General features: G+C 65.8%; 20 protein-coding genes, 2 tRNA genes and 3 pseudogenes. 10 read left to right on the top strand and 15 right to left on the bottom strand.

What is annotated here, in order from left to right; all coding sequences use genetic code 11:
- Positions 1-8: 8 nt before the first annotated feature.
- From VSR34_RS32610 to VSR34_RS32590, 5 genes are all read right to left on the bottom strand, one after another.
- The gene (locus VSR34_RS32610) at positions 9-1,562 is read right to left on the bottom strand and encodes a sugar ABC transporter ATP-binding protein (RefSeq protein WP_028212757.1); all 1,554 of its coding nucleotides are present in this window, start codon (positions 1,560-1,562) and stop codon (positions 9-11) included.
- Positions 1,549-2,808, bottom strand: a complete 1,260-nt coding sequence (locus tag VSR34_RS32605) for an ROK family transcriptional regulator (RefSeq protein WP_028212756.1) — start codon at positions 2,806-2,808, stop codon at positions 1,549-1,551. Before VSR34_RS32605 ends, VSR34_RS32610 begins: the two co-directional genes overlap by 14 nt.
- Before the next feature lie 363 nt (positions 2,809-3,171).
- Positions 3,172-3,663 carry an RES family NAD+ phosphorylase gene (locus VSR34_RS32600; RefSeq protein WP_028212755.1) on the bottom strand — a complete coding sequence of 164 codons (492 nt, stop codon included), beginning with the start codon at positions 3,661-3,663 and terminating at the stop codon, positions 3,172-3,174.
- Positions 3,663-4,091 (bottom strand): antitoxin Xre/MbcA/ParS toxin-binding domain-containing protein, encoded by a 429-nt coding sequence (locus VSR34_RS32595; RefSeq protein WP_028212754.1) that lies wholly within the window; start codon positions 4,089-4,091, stop codon positions 3,663-3,665. Before VSR34_RS32595 ends, VSR34_RS32600 begins: the two co-directional genes overlap by 1 nt.
- Before the next feature lie 280 nt (positions 4,092-4,371).
- Positions 4,372-5,499, bottom strand: a complete 1,128-nt coding sequence (locus tag VSR34_RS32590) for an MBL fold metallo-hydrolase (RefSeq protein WP_028212753.1) — start codon at positions 5,497-5,499, stop codon at positions 4,372-4,374.
- Between the two features lie 87 nt (positions 5,500-5,586).
- On the opposite strand from VSR34_RS32590, the gene VSR34_RS32585 reads away from it, so the two are divergent.
- From VSR34_RS32585 to VSR34_RS32565, 5 genes are all read left to right on the top strand, one after another.
- Positions 5,587-6,210, top strand: a complete 624-nt coding sequence (locus VSR34_RS32585) for a TetR/AcrR family transcriptional regulator (RefSeq protein WP_028212752.1) — start codon at positions 5,587-5,589, stop codon at positions 6,208-6,210.
- 99 nt (positions 6,211-6,309) lie between these two features.
- Positions 6,310-6,663, top strand: a complete 354-nt coding sequence (locus VSR34_RS32580; RefSeq protein WP_342964549.1) for a YciI family protein — start codon at positions 6,310-6,312, stop codon at positions 6,661-6,663.
- Between the two features lie 149 nt (positions 6,664-6,812).
- A complete protein-coding gene (locus tag VSR34_RS32575; protein ID WP_342964548.1) occupies positions 6,813-7,235 on the top strand; it encodes a YciI family protein in 423 nt (140 codons plus the stop codon).
- Positions 7,236-7,287: 52 nt separating this feature from the next.
- Positions 7,288-7,710 carry a VOC family protein gene (locus VSR34_RS32570; protein WP_028212749.1) on the top strand — a complete coding sequence of 141 codons (423 nt, stop codon included), beginning with the start codon at positions 7,288-7,290 and terminating at the stop codon, positions 7,708-7,710.
- A complete protein-coding gene (locus VSR34_RS32565) occupies positions 7,707-9,011 on the top strand; it encodes a sigma-70 family RNA polymerase sigma factor (RefSeq protein WP_342964547.1) in 1,305 nt (434 codons plus the stop codon). Before VSR34_RS32570 ends, VSR34_RS32565 begins: the two co-directional genes overlap by 4 nt.
- 117 nt (positions 9,012-9,128) lie before the next feature.
- Here VSR34_RS32565 and solA read toward each other — a convergent pair whose 3' ends face one another.
- From solA to VSR34_RS32545, 4 genes are all read right to left on the bottom strand, one after another.
- Positions 9,129-10,298 (bottom strand): N-methyl-L-tryptophan oxidase, encoded by a 1,170-nt coding sequence (solA, locus tag VSR34_RS32560; RefSeq protein ID WP_028231004.1) that lies wholly within the window; start codon positions 10,296-10,298, stop codon positions 9,129-9,131.
- A gap of 124 nt (positions 10,299-10,422) precedes the next feature.
- On the bottom strand, positions 10,423-10,743 hold the full coding sequence (locus VSR34_RS32555) for a substrate-binding domain-containing protein (RefSeq protein ID WP_238327915.1): 321 nt from the start codon (positions 10,741-10,743) through the stop codon (positions 10,423-10,425).
- Positions 10,744-10,850: 107 nt separating this feature from the next.
- Positions 10,851-11,924: a porin gene (locus tag VSR34_RS32550; RefSeq protein WP_028212745.1), complete on the bottom strand. Its 1,074-nt coding sequence runs from the start codon at positions 11,922-11,924 to the stop codon at positions 10,851-10,853.
- A 484-nt stretch (positions 11,925-12,408) separates the two neighbouring features.
- Positions 12,409-13,977 (bottom strand): SH3 domain-containing C40 family peptidase, encoded by a 1,569-nt coding sequence (locus tag VSR34_RS32545; protein WP_081716054.1) that lies wholly within the window; start codon positions 13,975-13,977, stop codon positions 12,409-12,411.
- Between the two features lie 144 nt (positions 13,978-14,121).
- Here VSR34_RS32545 and VSR34_RS32540 point away from each other — a divergent pair.
- Together VSR34_RS32540 and VSR34_RS32535 are read left to right on the top strand one after the other, a co-directional pair.
- Positions 14,122-14,424 (top strand): annotated as a pseudogene (locus tag VSR34_RS32540) (IclR family transcriptional regulator C-terminal domain-containing protein); the annotation flags it as partial.
- Positions 14,425-14,871: 447 nt separating this feature from the next.
- Entirely contained in the window at positions 14,872-15,873 is a 1,002-nt protein-coding gene (locus tag VSR34_RS32535; protein WP_028212737.1) for a GNAT family N-acetyltransferase, read from the top strand.
- A 20-nt stretch (positions 15,874-15,893) separates the two neighbouring features.
- Here the strand turns inward: VSR34_RS32535 and VSR34_RS32530 are convergent, their stop codons facing one another.
- The gene (locus tag VSR34_RS32530; protein WP_036019435.1) at positions 15,894-17,084 is read right to left on the bottom strand and encodes a glycosyltransferase family 4 protein; all 1,191 of its coding nucleotides are present in this window, start codon (positions 17,082-17,084) and stop codon (positions 15,894-15,896) included.
- Between the two features lie 618 nt (positions 17,085-17,702).
- Between VSR34_RS32530 and VSR34_RS32525 the strand changes: the two are divergent.
- The 3 genes and pseudogenes from VSR34_RS32525 to VSR34_RS32515 all read left to right on the top strand — a co-directional run.
- A pseudogene (locus tag VSR34_RS32525) lies at positions 17,703-17,849 on the top strand (hopanoid biosynthesis associated radical SAM protein HpnJ); the annotation flags it as partial.
- A 128-nt stretch (positions 17,850-17,977) separates the two neighbouring features.
- Positions 17,978-19,114, top strand: a complete 1,137-nt coding sequence (hpnI, locus tag VSR34_RS32520) for a bacteriohopanetetrol glucosamine biosynthesis glycosyltransferase HpnI (RefSeq protein WP_036019460.1) — start codon at positions 17,978-17,980, stop codon at positions 19,112-19,114.
- Positions 19,115-19,173: 59 nt separating this feature from the next.
- On the top strand, positions 19,174-20,166 hold the full coding sequence (locus VSR34_RS32515; protein WP_028212735.1) for a lysylphosphatidylglycerol synthase domain-containing protein: 993 nt from the start codon (positions 19,174-19,176) through the stop codon (positions 20,164-20,166).
- A 157-nt stretch (positions 20,167-20,323) separates the two neighbouring features.
- On the opposite strand, the gene VSR34_RS32510 is transcribed toward VSR34_RS32515, so the two are convergent.
- From VSR34_RS32510 to VSR34_RS32490, 5 genes and pseudogenes are all read right to left on the bottom strand, one after another.
- A tRNA-Gly gene (locus tag VSR34_RS32510) sits at positions 20,324-20,399 on the bottom strand.
- Between the two features lie 38 nt (positions 20,400-20,437).
- Positions 20,438-20,513 (bottom strand) — tRNA-Asn (locus VSR34_RS32505).
- A 162-nt stretch (positions 20,514-20,675) separates the two neighbouring features.
- A pseudogene (locus VSR34_RS32500) lies at positions 20,676-20,885 on the bottom strand (short-chain dehydrogenase/reductase); the annotation flags it as partial.
- Positions 20,886-20,929: 44 nt separating this feature from the next.
- Entirely contained in the window at positions 20,930-21,682 is a 753-nt protein-coding gene (locus VSR34_RS32495) for a hypothetical protein (RefSeq protein ID WP_036019433.1), read from the bottom strand.
- Positions 21,683-21,894: 212 nt separating this feature from the next.
- Positions 21,895-22,788, bottom strand: coding sequence for an alpha/beta hydrolase (locus tag VSR34_RS32490; protein WP_238327919.1), 894 nt, complete (start codon positions 22,786-22,788; stop codon positions 21,895-21,897).
- Positions 22,789-22,887: the final 99 nt, after the last annotated feature.

Below are 22,887 nucleotides of genomic sequence, written 5' to 3'. Positions count from 1 at the left end.
GGTAGGGGTCAGGCGGCTTCGTCGAGCGGGTGCTGCGAGCCGGTGGCGAGTTCGATGATCGCTTCCTGGGAAATCGGCTTGCCTGTATAGCCGCCCAGTTCGCCGGCGAATATGCCTTCGCGCATGACGAGCACGCGGTCGGCCACGCCGATGATCTCGGGCAGCTCGCTCGAAATGACGATGATGCCCACGCCGGTCTTGGCCAGGTCGTTGATGATGCGATAGATCTCCGACTTCGCGCCGATATCGACGCCGCGCGTGGGCTCGTCGAGGATCAGCACGCGCGGCTTCGTTTCCAGCAGGCGCGAAAGCAGCACCTTCTGCTGGTTGCCGCCCGACAGCGCGCCCACGTTCACGCGCGAGTTCGGCACGCGGATGGAGAGCGAGCGGATGGCTTCCTTCGCGCGCTCGCCGCCGCGCGCGAGGTCGAGCACGCCCATGCGCGCGTCGCGCCCTGCCACGGCCACGTTGATGTTGTCGCGCACGCTCATGTCGAGAAAGAGGCCCTGATGCTTGCGGTCTTCGGTCAGATAGACGAGGCCCGCGTTGATCGCGTCGCGCGGCGTGTGCACGTCGAGCTTCTTGCCGTCGATGGCGATCTCGCCTCGCACGCGCGGCTCCGCGCCGAAAATCAGACGCGCGAGTTCGGTGCGGCCCGCGCCCACGAGCCCCGCAATGCCGAGCACCTCGCCCGCGTGCAGATCGAGGCTGCAACCGCGCACGCGCTTGTCGTCGGCCACGTCGCGCACGGTCAGCACGGCCTTGCCCGGGTCGTAGGGCGCGTGCGCCTTTTTGTAGAAGCCCGAAATATCGCGGCCCACCATCATGCTCACGAGGCTTTCCGCGTTGAGTTCCGCGCGCATGAGCGTGCCCACGTAGCCCCCGTCGCGCAGCACGGAAACGCGGTCGGAGAGTTCATACACTTCCGCCATGCGGTGGCTGATGTAGATGATCGCGAGGCCTTCGTCGCGCAGCTGGTTGATCAGTTTGAAAAGGCGCTCCGTTTCGCGCGAGGAGAGCGGCGTGGTGGGCTCGTCCATCACGATGATGCGGGCGTCGCTATGCACGGCGCGTGCGATCTCCACGAGCTGGCGTTCCGCGATGGAGAGCGAGCCGACCAGCGTGGCCGGACCGAAGCTTGCGCCGAGTCGCGTGAGCACGTCTTCGCAGCCGCGCTCCATGGCGCGGCGGTCGACCGTGCCGAAGCGGCGGCCGCCTTTGCGCAGCTCGCGGCCCGCATGAACGTTCTCGGCCACCGAGAGATTGGGCGCGAGGCTCAGTTCCTGATAGATCACGGCGATGCCCAGCTCGCGCGCTGCGTGCGGACCGTCGATCACGACCGGCTTGCCCTCGATGAGAATCTCGCCGCCGGGGTCGGCCTGGTAGGCGCCCGAGAGAATCTTCATCAACGTGGATTTGCCGGCGCCGTTCTCGCCCATGAGCGAGTGGACCTCGCCGGGATAGACGGTGAGACGGACGTTGTCGAGCGCGCGTACACCGGGAAAGGTCTTGGAGATGCCCCGCATTTCCAGCAGCGGGGGCGTGGACTCAGAGGGCGACATGGCTCTCCTCCTGCGCTTGTGCGTAAGTTTGCGCGCCGGCACCCATGAGGATGCCCGCGCGCGGCGAAAAGTTGAAGAACATGGGGAGCGTGGCCGCGCCGAGCGCGCCCGCGTCGGGGCCGAAGGTGCCGCGCACGAGCGCGGGCGTGCCGCGCGCCTCGGGCGCGGTGGCCGCCACCGCAAGGCGCAGGCGTTGCATGAGCGTGTCGATGAGTCCCGCGTCCACGTCGGCGTCTAGCACGACGGTGGGGACGTCGAGCACGCAGAACGCCGCGCGCAGCGCGGGCGCGAGCGCGTCGATGCAGTCGTCGAGCCATTCCTGCACAGCCGGGTGGCCGCGCGCAATGCATGATTCGAGGTCCGCGCGGCTGTCGATCGTCTCGCCGCAATATTGCAGGTGTCGGCGCAGCGCGATGAGCGAGGCGCGCGAGAGCAGGATGTCCCACTGACCCTTCGGCTGGTGCGCGGAGGCCAGGCGACTCGGCAGCACGGGCATCACCGCGAAATCGCCCGCGTTGCCGGTCAGGCCGCGTACGCAGTCGCCGTCGATGGCGATGCCGCCGCCAATTGCCGGGCCGAGAAAGAGGTAGAGGAAGTCGTCGCGCTGGCGCCCGCAGCCATAGAAGATCTCGGCGATCGCGGCCGCGTTGCCGTCGTTTTCGCTGAAGACGGGCAGGGCCGTGGCGCGCGCAAGCTCGCCCGCGAAATCGACGTCGTTCCACACGCGGAACGTATCCGCGGGCAGGCCCAGTTCGCGCAGCCAGCTGCCGAGGTTGTACGGCTGCGCGACGCCGATGCCGGCGAGGCGGCTGCGCTCTTCGCTCGTAAGGACGCCTAATAGCTCGGCGATGTCGCGCTGCACGATTTCCTGCGCTTGCGACGGCTGCGGCAAGAGCATGTCGCGCGAGCGGCGCTCGATCATCTGGCCGGCGAAGTCGACCAGCACGGTTTCGATGTTGGTCCGGTCGAGCCGCACGCCAATGGCGAACGCGCCGCGCGGCGAAAGGCGCAAGAGCGACGCGGGCTGGCCGCGCTGGCCGTCGCGGCGGCCGCTGACCTCGATCAGGCCATTGGCGGTGAGCGACGTGATGATGCTGCCCACGGCGGTGCTCGTGAGGTTCGCAAGACGCGCGAGGTCGGCCTTCGACGCCTCGCCCGCGCGACGCAGCGCCTGCAGCAGCAGGCGTTCGTTGAAGCGGCGGACGTTGGCGGAATTGCTGCCCTGACCGACATGCGGACTTCTCACGTGTCTCCTCCGGTCGGCGCTTTCGCGAACTGCGTGGCCGACTAAATAAATCAAGTTGATTTATTTAATGCCAGAAATCGGGGGCTGTCAGCCTGGGGAAATCCCGTTAAGGGTAATGGGGCGAGATGAGGTGTAGCGGCCCTAATGCAAAGCTTAGGAGACTTTTGCGAGCGGAAAAAGCTGGAACTTGGCAGAGGACGCGCCGGCGCGCGCGTAGGTGAGTTCAACGGAGTCATTGAAGACAGCGTATGCCGCTGCCGCCAACCGTCGAGCGGCTGGCGCACCCGACACGCGAGCCCAGGACGAAGCAGCAAAGCGACGTCTGCCTGTCGAGGCGATCAGCATCCTATGCCTACTTCGTTTTCAGTGATGTTCCGACTTCTCCTGGCCATCTATCGCAGGCAGGACGAACAGGCGTTCATCCCAGATGACTCGCTGCGCTTCGGATACGACGATCCGCATAGCGTCCGGATGAGCGGGATTCACCAAGGCGTTGGACTCGGCACGCGCGACTACCGATGGCACGACCAGGATGGCGGAGCGGCATTCCTCCAGCCAGCGGTTGCCGAACTCACGTGCGATTTCAAGGGAAGGCCCGTCCCATCCCACAGGCAGTGTGCCCGGCGTGTGCCTCTCGACGGGAAGATCATCAGGAACCTGCGCCTCGACCCAGACGTGTGTCTTTGGCACTTTGCCGATCCGTGCGTGCACCAGTACCTCGAGCATGGCGCCCGCGAACGTCAGCGCGCCATAGATTACAGGACGGCCCGGGCTGTTGAAGCGGCCGCCGATGAGCATGGCGCCGGTGCCGTTCCATAGCGGATGCCGCCTGTCGGCGATGCGGAAAATCCTCATCAGGCCGGCAGCCCGTAGAAGAGCTTCCACAGGAGCTCTTCCACGCGGCGGGCACCCAGTTCCGTCAGGGCAACCTCGAGGGGCACGCGCCCCTCCAGCAGGGGGTGGGGTGTGGCAAGGAAGGTGCGTGCATCCGCCGGATCGTCCCAGACGTAGGCCGCGCTCGCGTAGACCCGTGCGAGACGCTCCGTCTTCTCAGATTCATCAGGCGTCAGCCGGTCGCGCCGGCGCTTGTAGGTTGCCTCGGGAACGATACGTGCCTGAAGTGCGCGCCTTGCCTCCGCAGTCACGGCGATCTGTTCGACGCCGTTACGCAAGGCGGATTTTGGGAGGCCTTCTGCGACCTGCGCCTCGAGCTCGGCAATCGAATGGGGTACCGGACTGAGCCCCATGACCGCAGCAACCTTCTCCGGGGAAACGAGTTGCATGGCGGGCCTCCAGCGTAAATCAAATGAGCTTAAATTGTAGCTCATTTGAGCTGCCACGAGGGAGGCTTGCCGGCTCTCCGCGGTAGAGAGTCCGAACCGGCCGCCGCGACACGCAATGCGAATGCGCTAAGGGCGCCTACGTACCGGGAATCCGGGCGCCCATCGGCGGCCGGCAGTGCGATGAGGCACGCACTTATCGCCCATCTCGCCGGGCCTGACGCGCCGCTTTCGCCTTACGGGACTCCACCCGCGATTGCTGGCAAAGACCGACCGTAGACCGTTACAACTGCGCCTCCCCAGCATCCCGGCACGGGAGCCACCGTCGCGCCGTGCGCGGGGGTTCTGCGCTTTCGGCTACTTCCCGCCACCAGCGCTCGCCGCGATGCGGCTCGGCGAGATCGAGCCGCTCGCCCATGCGCGGCGTGGAAAGCACCACGCCGCGCGCGAGCGCGAGCCCGGTCACGCGTTCGAACGGGTCCTGCCAGTGATGCATCGCGAGATCGAACGTGCCGTTATGAATCGGCACCAGCCACTCGCCGCGCAAATCGACATGCGCCTGCACCGTTTCCTCGGGCTGCATGTGGACGTAGGGCCATTGCGGGTCGTACGCGCCGGTTTCGATGAAGGTCGCGTCGAACGGGCCCAGCCGCTCGCCGATCGTGCGAAAGCCGTCGAAATAGCCCGTGTCGCCGCTGAAAAACACGCGCAGGTCGGCGTCGGCGATCACCCAGGAGGCCCACAGCGTGCTGTTGCCGTCGAACAGGCTGCGTCCCGAGAAGTGCTGCGCCGGCGTGGCCGTGAACTCGATGCCCTCCACCATCGCGCCTTGCCACCAGTCGAACTGGCGCACCTTCGCGCCGTCGATGCCCCATTCGATCAGCCGGTCGCCCACGCCGAGCGGCGTGAGGAAAACGCCCGTCGTCGCGGCGAGCGCGAGCACGGTTTCGCGGTCGAGATGATCGTAGTGGTCGTGCGAGAGGATCACGCCGCGCAAAGGCGGCAGATCGTCGAGCGCGATGGGCGGCGCGTGAAAGCGCTTCGGCCCGAGACGCCGAAACGGCGAGGCGCGCTCCGCGAACACCGGGTCGGTCAGCCAGAAGTGGCCGCGCAGCTTGAAGATCAGCGTGGAATGGCCGAGGCGGTAGACGCTGCGGTCGGGCGCGGCCTCGAGCTGCTCGCGCGTGAGCGGTTGAACGGGGAGCGTCCCCCCGGGCATGGTGCCGCCGGGCTTGTGGAAGATCATGTTCCACATGATCTTCAGCGTCTTGCCGAGTCCCTCTGCCGGGCGTGGACGCACGTTGCGAAAGCGCTCGCCGTCGTGTTGCGGCGAGGTGCGCGAAAGCTCGCGCCCGCGCTGTGCGGCGCTCAGGCCGAGGATACGGCTCAAAGAGGCGAAAGACGAGGTCATGGAGCGGCTGCCTGTGGGGACGGGAAGTAGACTGCACAGTGTAGTTTATTCTGGCGAAAAGTAAACTGCGCGGTGTAAAATTTGGAAATGGATTCCAGCGCCATTTCACCCACCCCACTGCGCCTGACCGAGCGCAAGCGCGCCGCTATCGTCGCGGCGGCCATCGACGAGTTTCTCGCCTCGGGCTTCGACGCCACCAGCATGGACCGCATTGCCGCGCGCGCGAGCGTTTCGAAGCGCACGGTCTATAACCATTTCCCGAGCAAGGAGGCGCTGTTCGCGTCGATCCTGTGTCAGCTCTGGGACGCCAGCGCGACCGCCGACGCGCCGGCCTACCGCGCCGGCGAGCCGCTGCGCCCGCAACTCGTCGAACTGCTGATGCGCAAGCTGCGGCTTCTGAGCGACGAAGCGTTTTTCAAGCTCGCGCGCGTGGCCATCGCGGCCGGCATCCACTCCCCGGAACGCGCGCGCGACATGGTGGCCCGCATCGGCGAGCGCGAGGAGGACCTTACGGTCTGGGTGCGCAGCGCCGCTGCCGAAGGGCGCCTGAAGACGCCCGATCCGGCATTTGCCGCGCAGCAGTTGCACGGCGTCGTGAAGGCGTTCGCCTTCTGGCCGCAGGTCGCCATGGGCCAGCCGCCGCTCGGCGAAGCGCAACAGCGGCAGATCGCCGAATCGTCCGCCGATCTTTTTCTCGCGCGTTACGCATGAGCGCCTGAGCGCGCGTTGTGCCAGCCTGCGACGCGCAACCGGTGTTCTGCACTAGACTCTTGCCTTTCGGGATCGCAGGACCACGCAAAGGAGGGCTTCATGCCATTCATGCTGCTCATCGCCGAGCCGCGCGGCCAGCGCGATAGGCGCGCGCGGTCCGAGGGCGAGGCGCTCTATGCGCGCATGGTCGCGTTCTCCGAGGCGCTCGCCGCCGAAGGCAAGCTGATCGACGCCCACGCGCTCACCGCCGACACCAACGCTGCACGCGTACAGGTGCGCGAGGGCCGCACGAACATCGTCGATGGCCCGTTCGCCGAGGCCAAGGAGATGATCGGCGGCTTCTTCCTGCTCGATTGCGCGACGCGCGACGAGGCGCTCGCCATCGCGCGGCGCTGCCCGGCGGCCGAATGGGCGAGTGTCGAGGTGCGCGAAACCGGTCCGTGTTTTCGTTGAGGCGCCGTCTGTCCAGGTAGTTTCCCCAGGCAAGCAAATTATTTCGCTGCCCGCTGTCGATTTCCGTGCGCCCCGCGCGTCGTGTTCATGAGCGCACCTTCCGGTGCCGCTTGCTTCCACGATTCCGAACGCCACACTCAGGAGAAGACATGCGATTCATGATCATGGTCCGTGCCAACGCGTTGAGCGAAGCGGGCGAGCCGCCCGCCGACATGGAAATATTCGCCGAAATGGCCCGTTATCACGACGAGCTGGCGAAGGCGGGCGTGCTGCTCGACGCGTCGGGGCTGCAGCCCAGTTCGCGCGGCTTTCGCGTGCACTACACGAACGGCAAGCCGACGATCGTCGACGGCCCGTTCGCCGAAACGAAGGAGCTGATCGCCGGCTATACGCTGATCCAGGTGCGTTCGCGCGACGAAGCGATCGAGTGGGCGCGCCGCTTCCCGGCGCCGTTCGGCAAGCACGATGAATGCGAGATCGAAGTGCGCCAGCTCTACGAACTCGAAGAATTGCCGGAATGCGCGGGCGTCGAGCGTTTCCGTGAGCTGCAAGCACAACGTAAGGCATCCTGAGCGTTTTTCATTCAACGAATTGACTTCAATGGATCATTGCGGAGACACGATCATGCACAAGCACATCTTCGTCAATCTGGGCGTGCGCGACCTCAAGCGCTCGATGGACTTCTTCGGCCAGGTGGGCTTCAGTTTCGATCCGAAGTTCACCAACGACCAGGCAGCCTGCATGGTGCTCGGAGAGAACATGTACGCCATGCTGCTTACCCCCGACTTCATGCGCAATTTCACCGACAAGGCGCTCGTGGACGCCCGCGAATGCACCGAGGTGCTGACCTGCCTCTCGTGTGAGTCGCGCGAAGAAGTCGATGGCCTCGTGGAAAAGGCGCTGGCGGTGGGCGGCACCTCGAAGCGTCCGCCGATGGAATGCGGCACCGACATGTACGGCCGCAGTTTCGAGGATCTCGACGGCCATATCTGGGAGTTGATGTACATGTCGCCGGCGGCCGTCGAGAAAGGCGCGCACGGCTCGTGACGCATCAGGGCGACGAACGCGACGCCTTCGCTGCGACGCGCCGCGCGGTCGAGGCCGTGTGGCGCATCGAATCGGCGAGGGTGATCGCACACGCCGCACGCATCGTGCGCGACGTGGGCGTAGCGGAAGAGATCGCGCAGGACGCGTTCGTCGCCGCGCTGGAGAGCTGGCCGGACGGCGGCATTCCCGAGAACCCCGGAGCGTGGCTCATGACCGCCGCCAAACATCGTGCGCTCGACCGGCTGCGGCGCGCGGCCTCGCATGCGCGCGCGCACGAGGCAATGGGCGCGGATCTCGAAGCGCTGGAAGCGCACTTCGCGCCCGACTTCGTGGAGGCGCTCGATACGGCGCGCGAGGACGAGATCGGCGACGATCTGTTGCGGCTCGTGTTCGTCGCGTGCCATCCCGTGCTGCCGAAGGAGGGGCGCGTCGCGCTCACGCTGCGTCTGCTCGGCGGCCTCACCACTGCCGAGATCGCGCGCGCGTTCCTCGTGCCGGAGGCGACCGTTGCGCAGCGCATCGTGCGGGCGAAGCGCACGCTCGCGGGGGCAAACGTGCCGTTCGAAGTGCCGCGGCTTGCTGACCTGAAGCCGCGTCTTGCTTCTGTGTTCGAAGTCATCTATCTGATCTTCAACGAAGGCTATACGGCCACAGCGGGCCAGGACTGGACGCGGCCAGCGCTTTGCGAAGAAGCGCTGAGGCTAGGCCGCATGCTGGCGGAGCTCGTTCCGGCCGAAGGCGAGGCACATGGCCTCGTCGCATTGATGGAGCTGCAGGCTTCGCGCTTGCCCGCACGCGTGAATGCCGCAGGGCACGCCGTGTTGCTCGCCGACCAGGACCGCAGCCGCTGGGACGCGCTGCTGATCCGCCGCGGCGTTGCGGCGCTGTCGCGCGGCGCGGCGTGCGCGGGCGCGCCGGGCCCCTACGCGCTGCAGGCCGCGCTCGCGGCGTGCCATGCACGCGCGCCGAGCGCGGCGGCGACGGACTGGGCGCAGATCGTCGCGATCTACGATGCGCTGCTCGCGCTCGACGCCTCGCCAGTCGTGCGCCTGAATCGCGCCGTGGCGGTGGGCATGGCGCAAGGGCCGCAAGCGGCGCTCGATCTCGTCGATGCACTGTGCGAGGAAGCCGCGCTGCGCGACTATCCGTGGCTGCCGGCCGCGCGTGGCGATCTGCTGGAAAAGCTTGCGCGGCATGCCGAGGCGCGCGCGGAATTCGAACGCGCGGCCTCGCTCACGCAAAACGCGCGCGACCGCGAGGTGCTGCTGGGGCGGGCGCAGGCGTGCGCGGCACGCGCATAGAATATTCCGGACTTATCCGTTTGCGTTCCTGAGCGATCGGGGTGCGACGCTTGCTGCCTGTGCGCGCGGCGCGTCACGGCGCGGGTCGTGACGATTCCGGCGAAACAGCATGCTTCGTTATGCGAAACGGTTACGCGCGAACATGGCAAGGTCGATGCGGCTCTCGCCTTGCGTGATCCGCTCGGCCAGCGCCTCGCCGATCGCGCTGGCGAACTTGAAGCCATGCCCCGAAAAGCCGGTTGCGAGGTGGACATTCGGACAGGCGGGCATGCGGTCGATGATGAAATGCGTGTCGGGCGTCATGTCGTATTCGCACGCGCGGCCCACGCGCAGCTTGCCCGCGCCCGGCAAATAGCGCTGCAGGAAGGCTTGCAGATCGCCGAGATCGCCGGGTTCGGCGCCAAATGGCGCGAGCGGCGCGTCCACGGAAACGGGCTCGCCCATGTCATGGCGGCCCAGCTTCAGGCCGCTGCCGTCCAGGTCGGGAAACCCGTAATAGCCACCGACTTCGGAGGCGACGAAAAAGCCCGGAAAGCGCTCAGGCGCAAAGAGGCCAGGTGCGGCCTCGAACCACGCGAACGTCTTGCGCACGCGTGTGACGGGCACGTCGAGACCGAGCGGCGCAAGCAGAGAACGCGTCGACTTGCCGGCGCACACGACCAGGTCGCGGGCGGTGAACTTTTCGTTCTTCTGTGTCCAGACGGTGACGCTCTCGCGGCCATGGCAGTCGATGCGCACGACGCGCGTATTCGTGCAGAGGGTTGCGCCGAGCGCGGTCGCGAGCTGGCGGTAAGCGGCGACGGCCCGCTCGCAATACAGCACACCCGCGCCGGGTTCGAAGTTCGCGATCTGGTCGGCCCTCAGCCGCCATGCGGGCCAGCGCTTGCTGGCTTCAGATGCGCCGAGCGTTTCCAGCGGGATGCCGTGCCGTGCCGCGCTCGACTGCACCTCGCGCAGGAACGGGTCATCTGGCGAGCCGATATTGACGACGCCCGTGCGCATGAAGAGGGCGGTCTGCGGGTTTCGCTGCGTTTGCTGCTCCAGGTCTTCCCAGAGCCGCTGCGCCCGCAGCGCAAGCGGCACGTATGCCGCGCCTTCGCCATAGGCGTGGCGGATGAGGCGTGTGCCGCCGTGGTGCGCCCCCTGGTCGTGAGGCGGGTCGCCGGCGTCGAGCATCAGCACCTTGTTGCCGAGGCGGCTCAGGTAATAGCCGGCCGCCATGCCCATGGACCCAGCGCCGACAATGAGCGTGTCGAAGTGTCGATTGCCAAGGTTTGTGTCGTGCATACCTGACCTGTGAGCGGTACGGCGCGCGCAGGGCAGTCCCGTCGATCGGGGCTGCTCATGACGCGCCTTGAAGGGGGTTCATTGTCCGCGCTGCGCCCGCGCCTGTCGAGCGTGCGCGCGGTGGTCAGAAGCGAACAACCACGGCTTGTGCACCGGTCTGGCCGCGCTGCGTGCACGGCGGCCGGCCTTGCGACCGGGCCAGGCGTAGATCCTGCGTGCGCTGCCTACGCCTTGGCGCGCGGGCGCCGCCTGCGTGGCCCCTGGACATCCGGACGACGAGTTCGGGCTGCGGCCCGAACACCATAGGCGGCTGCCGGTCCGGGTGGTCGATCAGCCAGATCAGGCTGCGGATCGACAGCTCGGCCACGGCCTCGGGCTGGATCGCGACGGTGGTGAGCGCGGGACGCATCTGATGTGCGAGCCGAATGTCGGTGATGCCGATCACGGCGCAAATTGTAGAGAGGCGACGTATGTGCGTGGCGAGACCGCGCGTAGCGGTGCGGCCGGGAAGGCGTGCCACGCCGACCCGTGCGCGACCTGGCACATCGCGCATCAAAACAGATGCCGCATTCCGATGCTCGCGCCCACCGTCGAGCCGGTGACGCCAAACAGGGCGTTGTTGATCGACAATCCGGTATCCATGCGCCCGTGGTTGTACACGTAGCCGAGCTGGCCATAGAGCGTCGTGCGCTTGGAAAGATAGTACTGCAAACCGCTCGACGCCATGAGCGAGTGATTGCCGCCGTCGTTGCCGTCATGGGTGTACCAGACTCCCGCATCGACGTTGAGGTAGGGCGTGAGCATGTAGCTGAGGCCGCCCGAATAAACGCTGTTGTCGAACGATTGCGCGACCTTGTAGAGCGCATACGAAGCGGAGATCGTGAGCGAGTTCGGGAAGCGATAGCTCGCGCCGAGCGTGCGCCCGACGAATTCCACGGTGCCCGGAACCGGCGTCGATGCCGCGCTGCCGCCGGCGTTGCCGCTGTAGAGTGCGCCTGTGAGCGTCAAGCCCGCAATGTGGTAGCGCAGGCTCGCCGAATATTGGCGTCCCGCCTGGAAGTTGCCGGCCGCGCCGCCCATCGCGAACATGCCCATCGCCTGGACGCCCGCAATTTCGGGCGATGTGTACGTTAGCGAATTGCTATTGAAGAGGCCGGTCACGAACACGTTATTCACATAGCTCACGAGGCCGCTGCCGAATTGCGACATGCCGCGCGGGTCGGTATGGTAGAGCGAGAGGAAGAATGGGGAGTACTGCAAACCGGCCTTGACGGTGCCGTACGGGCTTTCCATGCCGATCCAGGCCTGGCGGCCGAAGAAGTTGCCGTTGGAGTTGTTGAACTTGCCGTTTGCGACGCTGATGCCGCTTTCGAGCGCGAAAACGGCGTGCAGGCCGCCGCCCAGATCCTCCGTGCCGCGCAGGCCGAAGTTCGAGCCCGTCATGCCGCTGTCCGTGAAGGAGAACTGATGACCGGCGTTCTGGCCCGTCTGCATGTTCATCGTGCGGCTCGTATAGAGGATCGATCCGTCGACGATACCGTACAGGGTGACGCTACTCTGCGCGTTTGCGACGCCTGCTGTCCCCATCGTACCGGCCGCCACGAGGCAGCGGACCAGCCATTTCATACCGATGTTGTCGCGTTGTAACATTTCGTCATCCTTACTGTTATAAGTAGATTGAGGTGATGGTGACAGGTGTTTCGGACGCACGGGCAAAGCGCAGGCAATGCTTGATGCAAAAACCGGCAGGAGCCGAAAAAAACAGCCAGAAAATGGGCGAAGCGAGGCTGCGGTTCCTCGCGGAACCGCACGAATCAGAGTGCTCGGGGTACTACAGGGTAGCGCGGCCGCAGGGGCTCGCGCGCATGCGCAGAAGCTGCGTGGACGAGCGCGTGATCATCGTGGGCTTGCTGGAAGGCATGAGCCGGATTGAATGCGCGTTCACCGATCGCTTCTCCACTGACGAGGGGTGTGCAACGTTGACAGGATGCTACGTTCGATGGAGTCTATTTTTGTACGACCGTGCGGAATCTGTCATCCTGGGAGAAACGATCACATTCCAGGATTCAATTGATGTATCCAGTGCACGGTTTTTCGGCGGGCGTTCGACTCAACCCGCCGGGTTTTCCTCATCCTGCGAAGGCGCATTTCCGGCCGGCGTGCCCAGAATGCTGACCTGGAAAGTCGGGGTTCCCGCGAGCGATTCGAGGCTTTGGTCTTCCGGGTACGTGAGCAGCAGCGGCAGGACGACCGAGCCGCCAATCACGGCGCGGCGGCTGTTGTCGGCGGGACGCAGGCCCCACACGTCCTGGTACACGAGCGGCACTGTCTTGCCGTCGCGCTCCGCGTTGCCGAGATACAGCATCACGTGGCCGCCGATATACACCAGTGTGCGCATGGGCGCGCCATGTTGCACGAGCCAGTCGAGCCGCTGCGCGGGCGTGGACGCCGAAAGGTCGGTCATCGCACCGGCACTCATCTGCGTGGACGAATGGCGCGGCAGCCACACGCCGAACGCCGCGAAAATGCTTTGCAGCTCGGCCGAGCAGTCATTGTCGAAGTTCGTATTGCCCCAGCCGTACGGGCGTCCGATCAGTGCCTTCATGAGCTGCGCGAGATGGCGCGGCGTGGCCGCGAGCGGTGCGGGCACGATCTCGTTCGAATCGAGTCGAGCGGTGCGGATCGCCGCGCGGCCGTCGATGTCGCGCGCCGGCACGAGCACCGCGCCCGGTGCCGCGCCGGATGCGGGACGCAGCGGCAGCAGCGTGCCCGCGGGTGCATCGAAGCGGAACACGCCGCCGCCGTCGCGCAGTGCAGCGGAGGCCACCACCACGACACCGAGCGACTGCCGCGCGGCTGCGCGCCACGCGGTGACGAATGCATCGTCCACGCTCGCCACGCCGTCGCTGCGCACCCAGCCTTGCACGTCCGGCGTCTGCACGTAGCGCCAGGCGCCGTCCGCGCTCGTGCCGAGCACATAGAGCGGCGTGCCCGGCCGCAGCGCGCTCACCTGGAGATTGTCGAAAGGATAGCCCTCGCCCGCGATGCGGTGCGAGTAGAACGATGGATCGATGGTGGGCAGCTCGCGCACATACAGCGCCGTCGTGGCGATCGCGCGTCGCCCGGCGTCGAAGCCGCTGGCCCGCCCGAACTGGCTGACATTGGCGTTGCGCTCGATGGCGTCGATCCACGCCTTCGTGTGCGGCCGGAAATTCATGCCATAGCCGATGCGGGGCGGCGCCTTGCCCGCGTTGTCGAACCAGGCGAGACGGCGCATTTGCAGCGCGGCGATGTCGCTGCCACCGGCGCGATACACGCGCTGCTCGACGAACGCACGATTCCACGGCGAGGGATCGTTCGGGCCCGCACCGAAATAGCGCGCGAAGAGCGCATCGAATTGCGCGCGCTGGACTTCCGGGGAAAGAAAGGGCTTGTCGTAAGTGGCGCTGGCCGGATCGATCCAGTGATCGACGTTCTGGTCGTAGTGCTCGATGGGGAACAGCGTGACCGTATCGGGCGGGAGCGCGTTTGCGGCTTGTGCGTGGCCCGTTTGCGACGTGGGGCCCGTTGCGCACCCCGGCAGCACGCACGCGGCGGCGAACACGAGCGCGAGGAGGCGGGCGCGCGAAGCCCGGGGAAGCGTGCAAAGGCGGGAGGAAGAATCGAGGGCAGTGCGCATGGGCGAGCGGGCGGTTCGACAACCCGGGGATGATACAGGACGCGCCACGCCCACCAGCCTCGAATTCGCGGTAATCCGTGCGCTGGGCGAGGCCCGGGCCGATGGCAGCCGCGTGACCCCGCTCGCCAAGGCCGTGGGGCTCGCTTGTATCTGCGCACGGAGATCGAGCGCGTGCGCCAGCTCGGCTACGCGGGCCGCAATAGCGGCGTGCTGGAAGGCATGGCGGGTGTGGCGGTGCCGATTCTCGACCGCAACGGGTGCGCCGTGGGCGCGCTCAGTGTGGGCACGCTAGCTGCGCGTCTGACCGAAGACCGGCTGCCTACGGTCGTCGAACTGCTCAAGCGGCAGGCCGGGATCATCGGGCCGCAGACGAATCCGTTCGATGTGGCGGTACGCCGCCCCATGCACGGGCTCACGCGCGCGATGACGACGCAACCATTGGCGTGAAAATGGTATTCCATCGGATTCCTGATGAGTTTGGGAGGACCGTAAATCGTTCTCGTCAGGGTGCGCTACGCAGGTAAATAGCGCAGTCGCAGCGATGCTGCGAAGCCGAACCGGAAAGTATGATCGGACAGAAATCGACCAGGGGCATAACCTACCCGTAAGCGTCTTGGTTTTGGCGTAAACGGGCAGGGTGCAATCCGTAGACTGGAGTGGATGTGCCAGAGACAGCTGGCTGGTGAGCCCGGAAACGAAGGGGCGCTGGAGGCGCCATCCGGCATCGCTGTGCATGAACCGGGCCCAAAACGATATTCGTCGCGTGAACTGTCATATTGAAGACGCGCTGTTGCCATATCTTCAAGAAGTCGTTGAGGAGCGTGGGCGTAGGGGTGGGAGGTGAAGCGCACGCGGAACCCCGCGGCGCTTGCAGTCAGAACAGACCGGTGATCGATGACGACCATAAACGACCGGACGTTGCCCGATCTGGAGGCGCCGGCAGCCGCTGTTTCGCCGGTGCCCGTTCGAGCGGCGCCTTCGATCTTCCATGAGCGTTGGTGGCTCGATATCGCCACGCAGGACAACTGGAAGCTTGCCGTAGTGAAGCGCAACGGCGAGGTCATCGGCGAGATGCCGTACGCGATGCAGCGCATGGGGCTGTGGCGTGTCTCGCATTTGCCGCCGCTCACGCGCACGCTCGGGCCGGTGATCAAGCCGGTGACGGGCAGCGCGGCGCGCCAGTTGCATCACCGCCTCGACGTCACCGGGCGGCTGATCGAGCAGTTGCCCGACTGCGACAGCTTTTTCCAGGTGCTCGACCCCCGTATCCACGACGCCCTTGCGTTCGCGCTGCATGGCTATACGGTGTCGGCGCGCTACACGTTTCGCATCGGCGCCCAGACCACGGCTGACGAAGTCTGGAAGCAGCTGAACAGCAAGACGCGCAACGTGATCCGCAGCGCCTCGCGCGCATTGACGGTCGTGTCCGACCTCGCGCCCGAGGAGTTCATCGCGTTCTATGAGGCGAATCTCGCGGCGCGCTCACGTAGCAACGCCTATGGGGAAGAGGTCATGCGCGATCTCATCCATGCGTTCGTCGAGCGCAAGGCCGGCACGCTGCTCGGTGCTTATGGGCAGGGCGGGAAGCTCGTCGCGGCGGTCGGTCTGGTGTGGGACCATCAGGCAATGTATTACCTGCTTTCGTCGCGGTCGCAGGACTCGCACAGCGGCTCGGTCAGCCTGCTGCTATGGACAGGCATTGGCCGCGCGCTCGCGCGCAAGCTCACATTCGACTTCGACGGCTTTTCGAACCCGTCGACATTCAGCTTCCTCAACGGTTTTGGCGCGATGCTCACGCAGCGCCTCGGCGTCGAGCGCCACGGCACGAGCTATTTGCTGATGCGCACGCTCAAGCGCAAGCTGGCGCCTGCACGGGACTTCGCGCCGAACCTGTGAGTCGCGCCCCGTATTGCGAACTAGACGAGCTCGTGCTGCGCGGGGTCTCGTGCGTTACGCGTCGTGACCTCCGCAAGTTCCAGTGCGCTCGCTGCGAAGAGCAGGGGCGTCCAGCGCCGGATCGCGCTTTGCGCACCCGCCGCGAAGCGCTCGCGCAACGCGGGCTCGCCACCTAGTTTGCCGATGCGCTGGGCGAGCGCCGTCACGTCGCGTGGCTCGACGACGAAACCGTTCACGCCGTCTATCACCACTTCGCCGGCTACCCCGCACGTGCGCGTGACGATGGCGGGGCATCCGGCGGCAAACGCCTCGTTCACGCACAGCCCCCATTGATCGAATTCGCTCGCCAGCACGATGAATTCCGCAAGCGCATAGAGATTGGGCATCTCCTGGTTGGCGAGCGAGTTGAGTATCGTCACATGCGGCGTGAGCCCGAGCGCGGCGATGTGTTCGCGCAATTGCGCTTCGAGCGGACCCTGTCCGACCAGCACGAGCCCGATATTCTGCTCGGCCACGCCCGACTGGCGATAGGCCTCGATCAGCACGTCGACATTCTTGCGCGCCACGAAGCGGCTCACGCAAAGCAGGTAGCGCTGCGGCAGCCCGAAGCGCGCCCGCACGGCTTCCGGGTTGTCGCACGCCGCGCGCGCGAGGTGCGAGAAATAATCGACGTCGATCACGTCGAAGCCGATGCGCGAGCGTTCCTTCGGGATGCCAAGCGATTGCGCATAGCGGCGGTGTTTTTCGCCTGCTACCAGCGCGCCGTCGAAGCGGCTCACGATCAGGCGCTTGAGCCGCTCCTTGGCGCGCTGGCGCAGCCCGTCGTCGGCCTTCGAATCCGACATGTAGATGAGCTTGAAGCGCCGCGTGAGATGCCGGAGGAAGCACAGCACCGCCGAATAGCCGGTGTTGTAGCCGAGCGTGATGACCACGTCGGGCATGAAGCGGCGCACCTTCGCTATGAGGCGCGCGGCGCCGCGTGCGCCGAGGCCGTCGCTGTCGGCGCCGTCCTCGACCAGCGTTTCCGCCATTCTCGGCCGGTTCGCGAAGAACGCGGCGCGGCGCTCCTGCGGGAAACCGTAGACGCCGGAGCGCGAGAAGACCTCAAGAAGCGCCACTTCGTGGCCGCGAGTGGAGGCCGCGCTGACGAGGGCCTCGTAGCGAGGGACGTGATAGTCGCCCAGGTTGCCGATGACGAATAGGATGCGCATGGACAATGACGGCTTGGGTGGCTCACGGTTGACGGGGCAACGCACGATGACGGTGCCCGGCCGCATGGGAATCCCCGGCATTCGTCGTGACTCGCCGGGCAGCTTGTCTGCGCCACGCCGCTCGCGCCTTCGCGGCGGGGAACCGCAGTCCGGCTGTTTCGAGCATCCTAACCCGATTAGGAAGTGTTTTTTTGCAATGTCGGCGATCAGCGAATTCTTGTCCGATATGGCTGGAGACGCATCAACTCCGTGCAGGGCAGCGGTCGATTCGTCCAGGGGAATGGAGCGGCGTTGCGAGCCGGGTTTCGCGGGTGCCGGGTGCCGGGCGGCGGCGTGTGGCCGATTTTCGCGAACTTCGGCGGCACACAATGAACTGTCATGTCAGCCGGTCAAAATCAAGGGTTCGCATGTTCGGGCTGGCTCGGTGGGCCGCAAATCAGCGCTCCATCAGCATTTCGATTTAATATCTCGAAGCCACCTGGGTTATGCTCTTGCCTTCAGTTCGCTAACAAACGTGCGGGCCGGAATGGAAATTGAATGCATTGCGTAATGCGCGCCAGCGCGCAACCCGGGTTTACCACACTGCGCGGGCAATCAAGGAATATGAAAACGCTGTTTCTGCAGCAGTTCTACCGGCGGTTCCCTCTCCGGCCTTCGAGGAACCGGGAGATCGTGTGCGAGACGCGCACGGGCTTGGACATGACGAAGCGGCGTCTGCGCGAAGGCGTAGCGTTCTCCCGTTTCTTGCGCGCGCGCGAAGCATGATGGACCGCGCGCACGCCAGGGGACGAACGGGCGCCATCATTGCGGTGGCCGTGACTGCGCTTGCCGTCATGACTGCCTTGTTCGAAGTCGTTCACACGGAACTGCCGGGATTCGCGCATCGGTTTTTCATGTCGCTCGCCGTGTTATGCGGCCTTTGCGCAGCGCTCGGCGTCGTCTATACGTGTACGGCCAGCGTGCTGGTCGGCCGGTTCTTCGCACGCCAGGTCGCCGTGCCGGAGCATTTCCCGGCAATCACGCTTGCCAAGCCGCTGCATGGAGACGAATGGGATCTCGAGCAGCACCTCGCCAGCTTTTTCGAGCAGGACTATCCAGGATCCATCCAGTATCTGTTCGGCGTTCACGACGCGGGCGACGAAGCGCTGCGCGCCGTCGAGCGGCTGCGCGTGCGCTACCCCGATGCGCACATCACCGTGGTCGCCGATGCGCGCCTCTACGGGCCGAACCGCAAAATCGCGAATCTCGTGAACATGCTCGAAAAGGCCGAGCATGATGTGCTGTGCTTCGCCGATAGCGACGTGGTTGTCGATCGGGACTATCTACGCCATGTGGTCGGGGCGTTGCAGCAGCCGGGCGTCGGCCTCGTGACCGCCGTTTATCGCGGCCTGTGTGCGCCGGGATTCTGGCCTCGCGTCGCGGCTGCGTTGACCAACTATCATTTCCTGCCCGGCGTCGTCACAGGGCTCGCAATCGGGCGTGCACGGCCATGCTTCGGCCAGTCCATTGCCATGACGCGCGAAATGCTCGAACGTATTGGCGGGCTCGCACAATTCGCCCATCACCTCGCCGAGGACCACGCGATTGGCGAGGCCGTTCGCCGCGCAGGCGCCCAGGTTTCCATTCCGCCCATCCTCGTGCGGCACGCCTGTCTGGAAAATACGTTCACCAGGCTCTTCGCGCACGAACTGCGCTGGAGCCGCACCGTTCGCGCGGCGGACCGCTCAGGGCATCTCGGCGCCGTGCTGATGCATCCGTTCGCGCTTGCCCTGCTCGCGGTCGCATTGTCTGGCGGCGCGTGGCCGGCGTGGGTGCTGGCCGGCGTCGCCCTGTTGGCGCGCGCGTGGCTCGTCTGCCAAACCGACCGCGCGACCGGCGACAAGACCAGTGGGCTGTTATTCTTACCGCTTTGCGAACTGGTTCAGTTCGCAATCTATTTTGCGAGCTTTTGCTCGTCGGGCGTCGTCTGGCGCGGGACACGCTTTCGCGTCGACAGGAACGGCATGCTTTCGCCCGTTCGCGAGACCTGAGCGTCAAGGCAGATGGGAGAGAGAATGAGACGGGAGCATCCATCAGAGAGCGCCCGCAGATGAAGCATATCGGACGTATTGCCGCACTGTGCGGTCTTGCGATCGCGGTGTGGCTCGTATGGCGCGAGCATCCCGCGGCGGTGTTGCAACTGTTGCGGGGCGCGGGCGCAGGCCTCGTCCTCGCGGCCGTCGTGCACATCCTGCCGATGTGCGCCAACGCCTGGGACTGGCGCACGCTCGTCCGCGCTGCGCAGCGCCCTTCGTTCGCAACGATGCTCAAGCTCGTGTGGATTCGCGAATCGATCAACGGCTTGCTGCCGGTCGCGCGCATCGGCGGGGAAATCGTTTCGTTTCGCCTGCTTGGGCGCGCCGGTGTGCGGCCGGCTCCGGCCGTGGCGAGCCTCGTTGCGGACATGCAGCTCACGCTGATCAGCCAGGTGCTCTTTGCGTTGGTGGCGGCCGGGTATCTGCTCGAACACTCCTCTTCCGATACCGCGCGGTTCGTGGGGCGGCTAGCCTGGGGCATCGCGGCCTTCACTCCGCTGCTGGTTCTCTTCTCGCTCGTGCAGCACGCGCGGCCATTCGAACGGGCTGCGCGCACGCTCAACCACATCACGAGCGGCAAGGTCGTCGATCTCGTGGGCAAGTCCGCGCGTGTCGATCTCTCTCTCAAGCTGATCTGGCGGCAGACCGGCGTGGTCGTGCGCTATCTGTTCATCTGGCAAACGCTGCAATGCCTCGGGTACGCGTTCGAAATCTGGATCGCGTTGCGCGTGCTCGGCACGGATGCAACGTTCATGGAGGCGTTCGTGATCGAAGCGCTGATCCAGATGGTGAGCAGCATTGCGTTTCTGGTTCCGGCCGGCCTTGGCGTGCAGGAAGGCGCCTTCGTCGTGATAGGCGGTCTGCTGGGGTTCGATGCGCCCACGTGTCTCGCGCTCGCGGGGGCGCGGCGCATACGCGATCTGCTGTTCTATTTGCCGGGGCTGCTTGCATGGCAAGCGGCGGAATATGGCTGGCCGTCGAGGCGACGGGCGGGGGGCGTGCACTGATCGAGGCCGGCGCGCGCTCGCAGGCCAAACTGACAGGTCGAACGAGCGCTCTCCATTGTCGAAGGGACTTTGCTGGCGGCGCAGGGGGAAGAAGGGCTTGCGGTGCTTTCGTGCCGGCGCGCAACGATGCAGTGCGCCGCTTAGGGCCGACGTGTACTGGAGCGGGAGACGAGTCTCGAACTCGCGACCTCAACCTTGGCAAGGTTGCGCTCTACCAACTGAGCTACTCCCGCGTATCTGGAATGCGCTTCTGGGATGCATTGCGCACTTTTGGCTCCCCGACCTGGGCTCGAACCAGGGACCTACGGATTAACAGTCCGGCGCTCTACCGACTGAGCTATCGGGGAATCAAGGAGGCCGGATTGTACAGGAGAATGTCCGCCGTTGCAGCTATTTTTTGTTGTCGCTTGCGGGCGGCCGTGGATTGACAGTACCCGAGGCCTGCGATCCAGGAGACCTCCGCGTCGCCGGGAGTAGAGGGCAGAGCGTGCAAGCGCGCGCTTCATCCTTCAGCAATCTGTCGAGACCGTTATGGACTCCCAGGCTTTGATTTCCCTTTCCAGCGCCGACAACTTATTTCTCGCGAGCCAGAGTGCATCGCTGGCAGGCAGAAGATGCGTGGGAGGGGGAGCGGCGCCGATTACGGCGAGCATAGCGCGCGCGGCCTTTCGCTGACCTCCTGGTTGCTGGCCGCTCCTCTCCTCACCGGCTTTTGCGATGACCATTGCCGTGCCGACTCCACGACCCCCGGTCGCGCAGCAGGTCACATCGTTCCGCTGCCGCTGCCAGGACTGCCGCCGCCGGAAGAAGGCGCCGATGTCGCTATGAGCGGATGGGCGAGACCCGCCGAGGAGAGGAGCGAGACGGCGGCCTGATCGGGCATGCCGTTGGCGTCGATGGCGCCCGCAGCAGCCAGCGCGGTCAGATCGCTGTCGACACCTGCCTGGCCAACCGTAAACGATGTCGTCAGAAACGCCGGTACCGCCAGCGTGAGCGCATAGCGCTGCTGCAGGTTCGCGACGACAGCCGATTGCGCAGCCAGCACGTCGGTCTGGTTCGCCAGTACCTGCTGGAACTGCGGGTTGGTCGGGAAGCCCGTTATGAGACCGCTCTCGCTCGTGCCGAGCTGGGACGCGATGTAGACAAGCATCAGTTCGGTCTCCGGCGTCGTATTGAAGGTGCCGCCTGCGAATGCCACCGAATGCAGGCTCGTGCCACCCGACACCGCGGTGAGGATGCACGGAGGCGTCGCATTGGCCGAGATCGAATAGTGCCCGCCGCCGTCGGAAAGCGCAGAGCCCGAGCCCTGCACACAGCTGATGCTGACCGTGGCGCCTGCGAGCGCACGGCCGGTGGCGGCCGTGCCGGACAGGGTGACGTTTGGCGTCACGCTTGCGCCACTGCATCCGTCGAGGCCGACGCAGACACTTCCGCCGCAGCCCGCGAGCATTGCGAGGCAAGCCACGCCAATCGCGGCCCGCGTCGGACGAACGAAACATCCGTAGTGAATGTTCATGGTGGCCTGCCGTAGACAGATCGGAAGGTGGCAATCGGGGCCGAGGACAGGACCGGCGCTGCGTAGAAGTTTAGCGCTCCCTGCCGCGACGCAGGCGGCTGGCGTCCTGCGCGCTGTTCGGCTCGACCGCGTGACGCCGAGACGCACCCGCCAGGTTCCGGATCGCCCGTCGGCACGTCCGCCGGCGCGCGGACTACAGTCCTCGCCCGTCATCAATCGGCGGGGTCCAGGTGCCGCACGAGAAACGCTGTCTGGTCGGCGACTGCGCGCTCCCAGAGCGGTCCGCTGTAGAGGCCGAAATGATCACATGGATAGACCTTCACCTCCGACGCTGGCGTGCGCATCGCTGCGGCATGCGCGAGTTTGGCAGGCGCGAGCCGCTGGTCCTGTTCGCCGATGCAGTAAAGCGTTGGGCACAGGATCCTGTGCACGCCCTTGATGGGGCGATAGGTGCCATAGGCCAGCGCGATTCGTGCGGCCACCTTGTTGACCCAGGTGGTCTTGGCGGGCGTGACCGCGTTGAACCACGGCAAGGCCTCATGCGTGGCCATCGCGGCAAGCGAGCCGGGCGCGCCGGCCGCCGCGATGTAAAAAGGCGACAGGCCCAGCAGCGAGCGGACCACATCGTAAACCCCGGCCAGCACCAGACGCGTGAGGTGAGCGACGCCGAGCGGTGGCAAATTGCGCAGCCCGTCGCAGGTGGGCACCTGCGCGATGACAGCGGCGATGGCCGGGTCGTGCGCGGCGAGCGACAATACATGTCCGCCGCTCAGCGACGAGCCAAAGAGCGCGATGCGCTCGGGGTCGACATCGGGAAGCGTACGCGCAAAGGCGATCGCGGCTTTCCAGTCCTGAAGCTGCCGCCCGATGCTCAGCAACTGGCGCGGCGCGCCGTCACTGCCGCCAAAGTGGCGGTAGTCGAACAGCAGCACGGCCATTCCCGCATCGCAATAGCGTTCGGCATACGCGTCGAGCCGTTGCTCGCGAACGCCTGAAAACCCGTGGGCCATGACGACGCACGGCACCGTGTGACCGGTGTTTCGCGGGCGATAGTGCCAGGCGGCGCAACGCGTGTTGTGAGATGAGAATTCGACATCGGTGCGCATCATTCCCCCTGAAGGCATCTCTTTGTTCCGCGATCGGCATGATGCCGTCGGTCCCCGGGCCTTCGCGCGTCATCCAGCGTTCCCGGAATCAACGAGGCT

Source organism: Paraburkholderia sp. JHI2823 (assembly GCF_038900695.1).
In the GTDB taxonomy this organism is placed as follows: Bacteria; Pseudomonadota; Gammaproteobacteria; order Burkholderiales; family Burkholderiaceae; genus Paraburkholderia; species Paraburkholderia mimosarum.
This window is presented reverse-complemented; position numbering and strand designations above follow the sequence as displayed.

Coding starts and splice junctions, on each gene's coding strand:
- VSR34_RS32530 (WP_036019435.1), bottom strand. CDS start 17,084: ATGCGCATCCTATTCGTCATCGGCAACCTGGGCGACTATCACGTCCCT.
- VSR34_RS32580 (WP_342964549.1), top strand. CDS start 6,310: ATGCCATTCATGCTGCTCATCGCCGAGCCGCGCGGCCAGCGCGATAGG.
- VSR34_RS32545 (WP_081716054.1), bottom strand. CDS start 13,977: ATGCGCACTGCCCTCGATTCTTCCTCCCGCCTTTGCACGCTTCCCCGG.
- VSR34_RS32495 (WP_036019433.1), bottom strand. CDS start 21,682: ATGAACATTCACTACGGATGTTTCGTTCGTCCGACGCGGGCCGCGATT.
- VSR34_RS32550 (WP_028212745.1), bottom strand. CDS start 11,924: ATGAAATGGCTGGTCCGCTGCCTCGTGGCGGCCGGTACGATGGGGACA.
- solA (WP_028231004.1), bottom strand. CDS start 10,298: ATGCACGACACAAACCTTGGCAATCGACACTTCGACACGCTCATTGTC.
- VSR34_RS32515 (WP_028212735.1), top strand. CDS start 19,174: ATGAAGCATATCGGACGTATTGCCGCACTGTGCGGTCTTGCGATCGCG.
- VSR34_RS32535 (WP_028212737.1), top strand. CDS start 14,872: ATGACGACCATAAACGACCGGACGTTGCCCGATCTGGAGGCGCCGGCA.
- VSR34_RS32575 (WP_342964548.1), top strand. CDS start 6,813: ATGCGATTCATGATCATGGTCCGTGCCAACGCGTTGAGCGAAGCGGGC.
- VSR34_RS32590 (WP_028212753.1), bottom strand. CDS start 5,499: ATGACCTCGTCTTTCGCCTCTTTGAGCCGTATCCTCGGCCTGAGCGCC.
- hpnI (WP_036019460.1), top strand. CDS start 17,978: ATGTCGCTCGCCGTGTTATGCGGCCTTTGCGCAGCGCTCGGCGTCGTC.
- VSR34_RS32595 (WP_028212754.1), bottom strand. CDS start 4,091: ATGCAACTCGTTTCCCCGGAGAAGGTTGCTGCGGTCATGGGGCTCAGT.
- VSR34_RS32490 (WP_238327919.1), bottom strand. CDS start 22,788: ATGCGCACCGATGTCGAATTCTCATCTCACAACACGCGTTGCGCCGCC.
- VSR34_RS32585 (WP_028212752.1), top strand. CDS start 5,587: ATGGATTCCAGCGCCATTTCACCCACCCCACTGCGCCTGACCGAGCGC.
- VSR34_RS32600 (WP_028212755.1), bottom strand. CDS start 3,663: ATGAGGATTTTCCGCATCGCCGACAGGCGGCATCCGCTATGGAACGGC.
- VSR34_RS32570 (WP_028212749.1), top strand. CDS start 7,288: ATGCACAAGCACATCTTCGTCAATCTGGGCGTGCGCGACCTCAAGCGC.
- VSR34_RS32610 (WP_028212757.1), bottom strand. CDS start 1,562: ATGTCGCCCTCTGAGTCCACGCCCCCGCTGCTGGAAATGCGGGGCATC.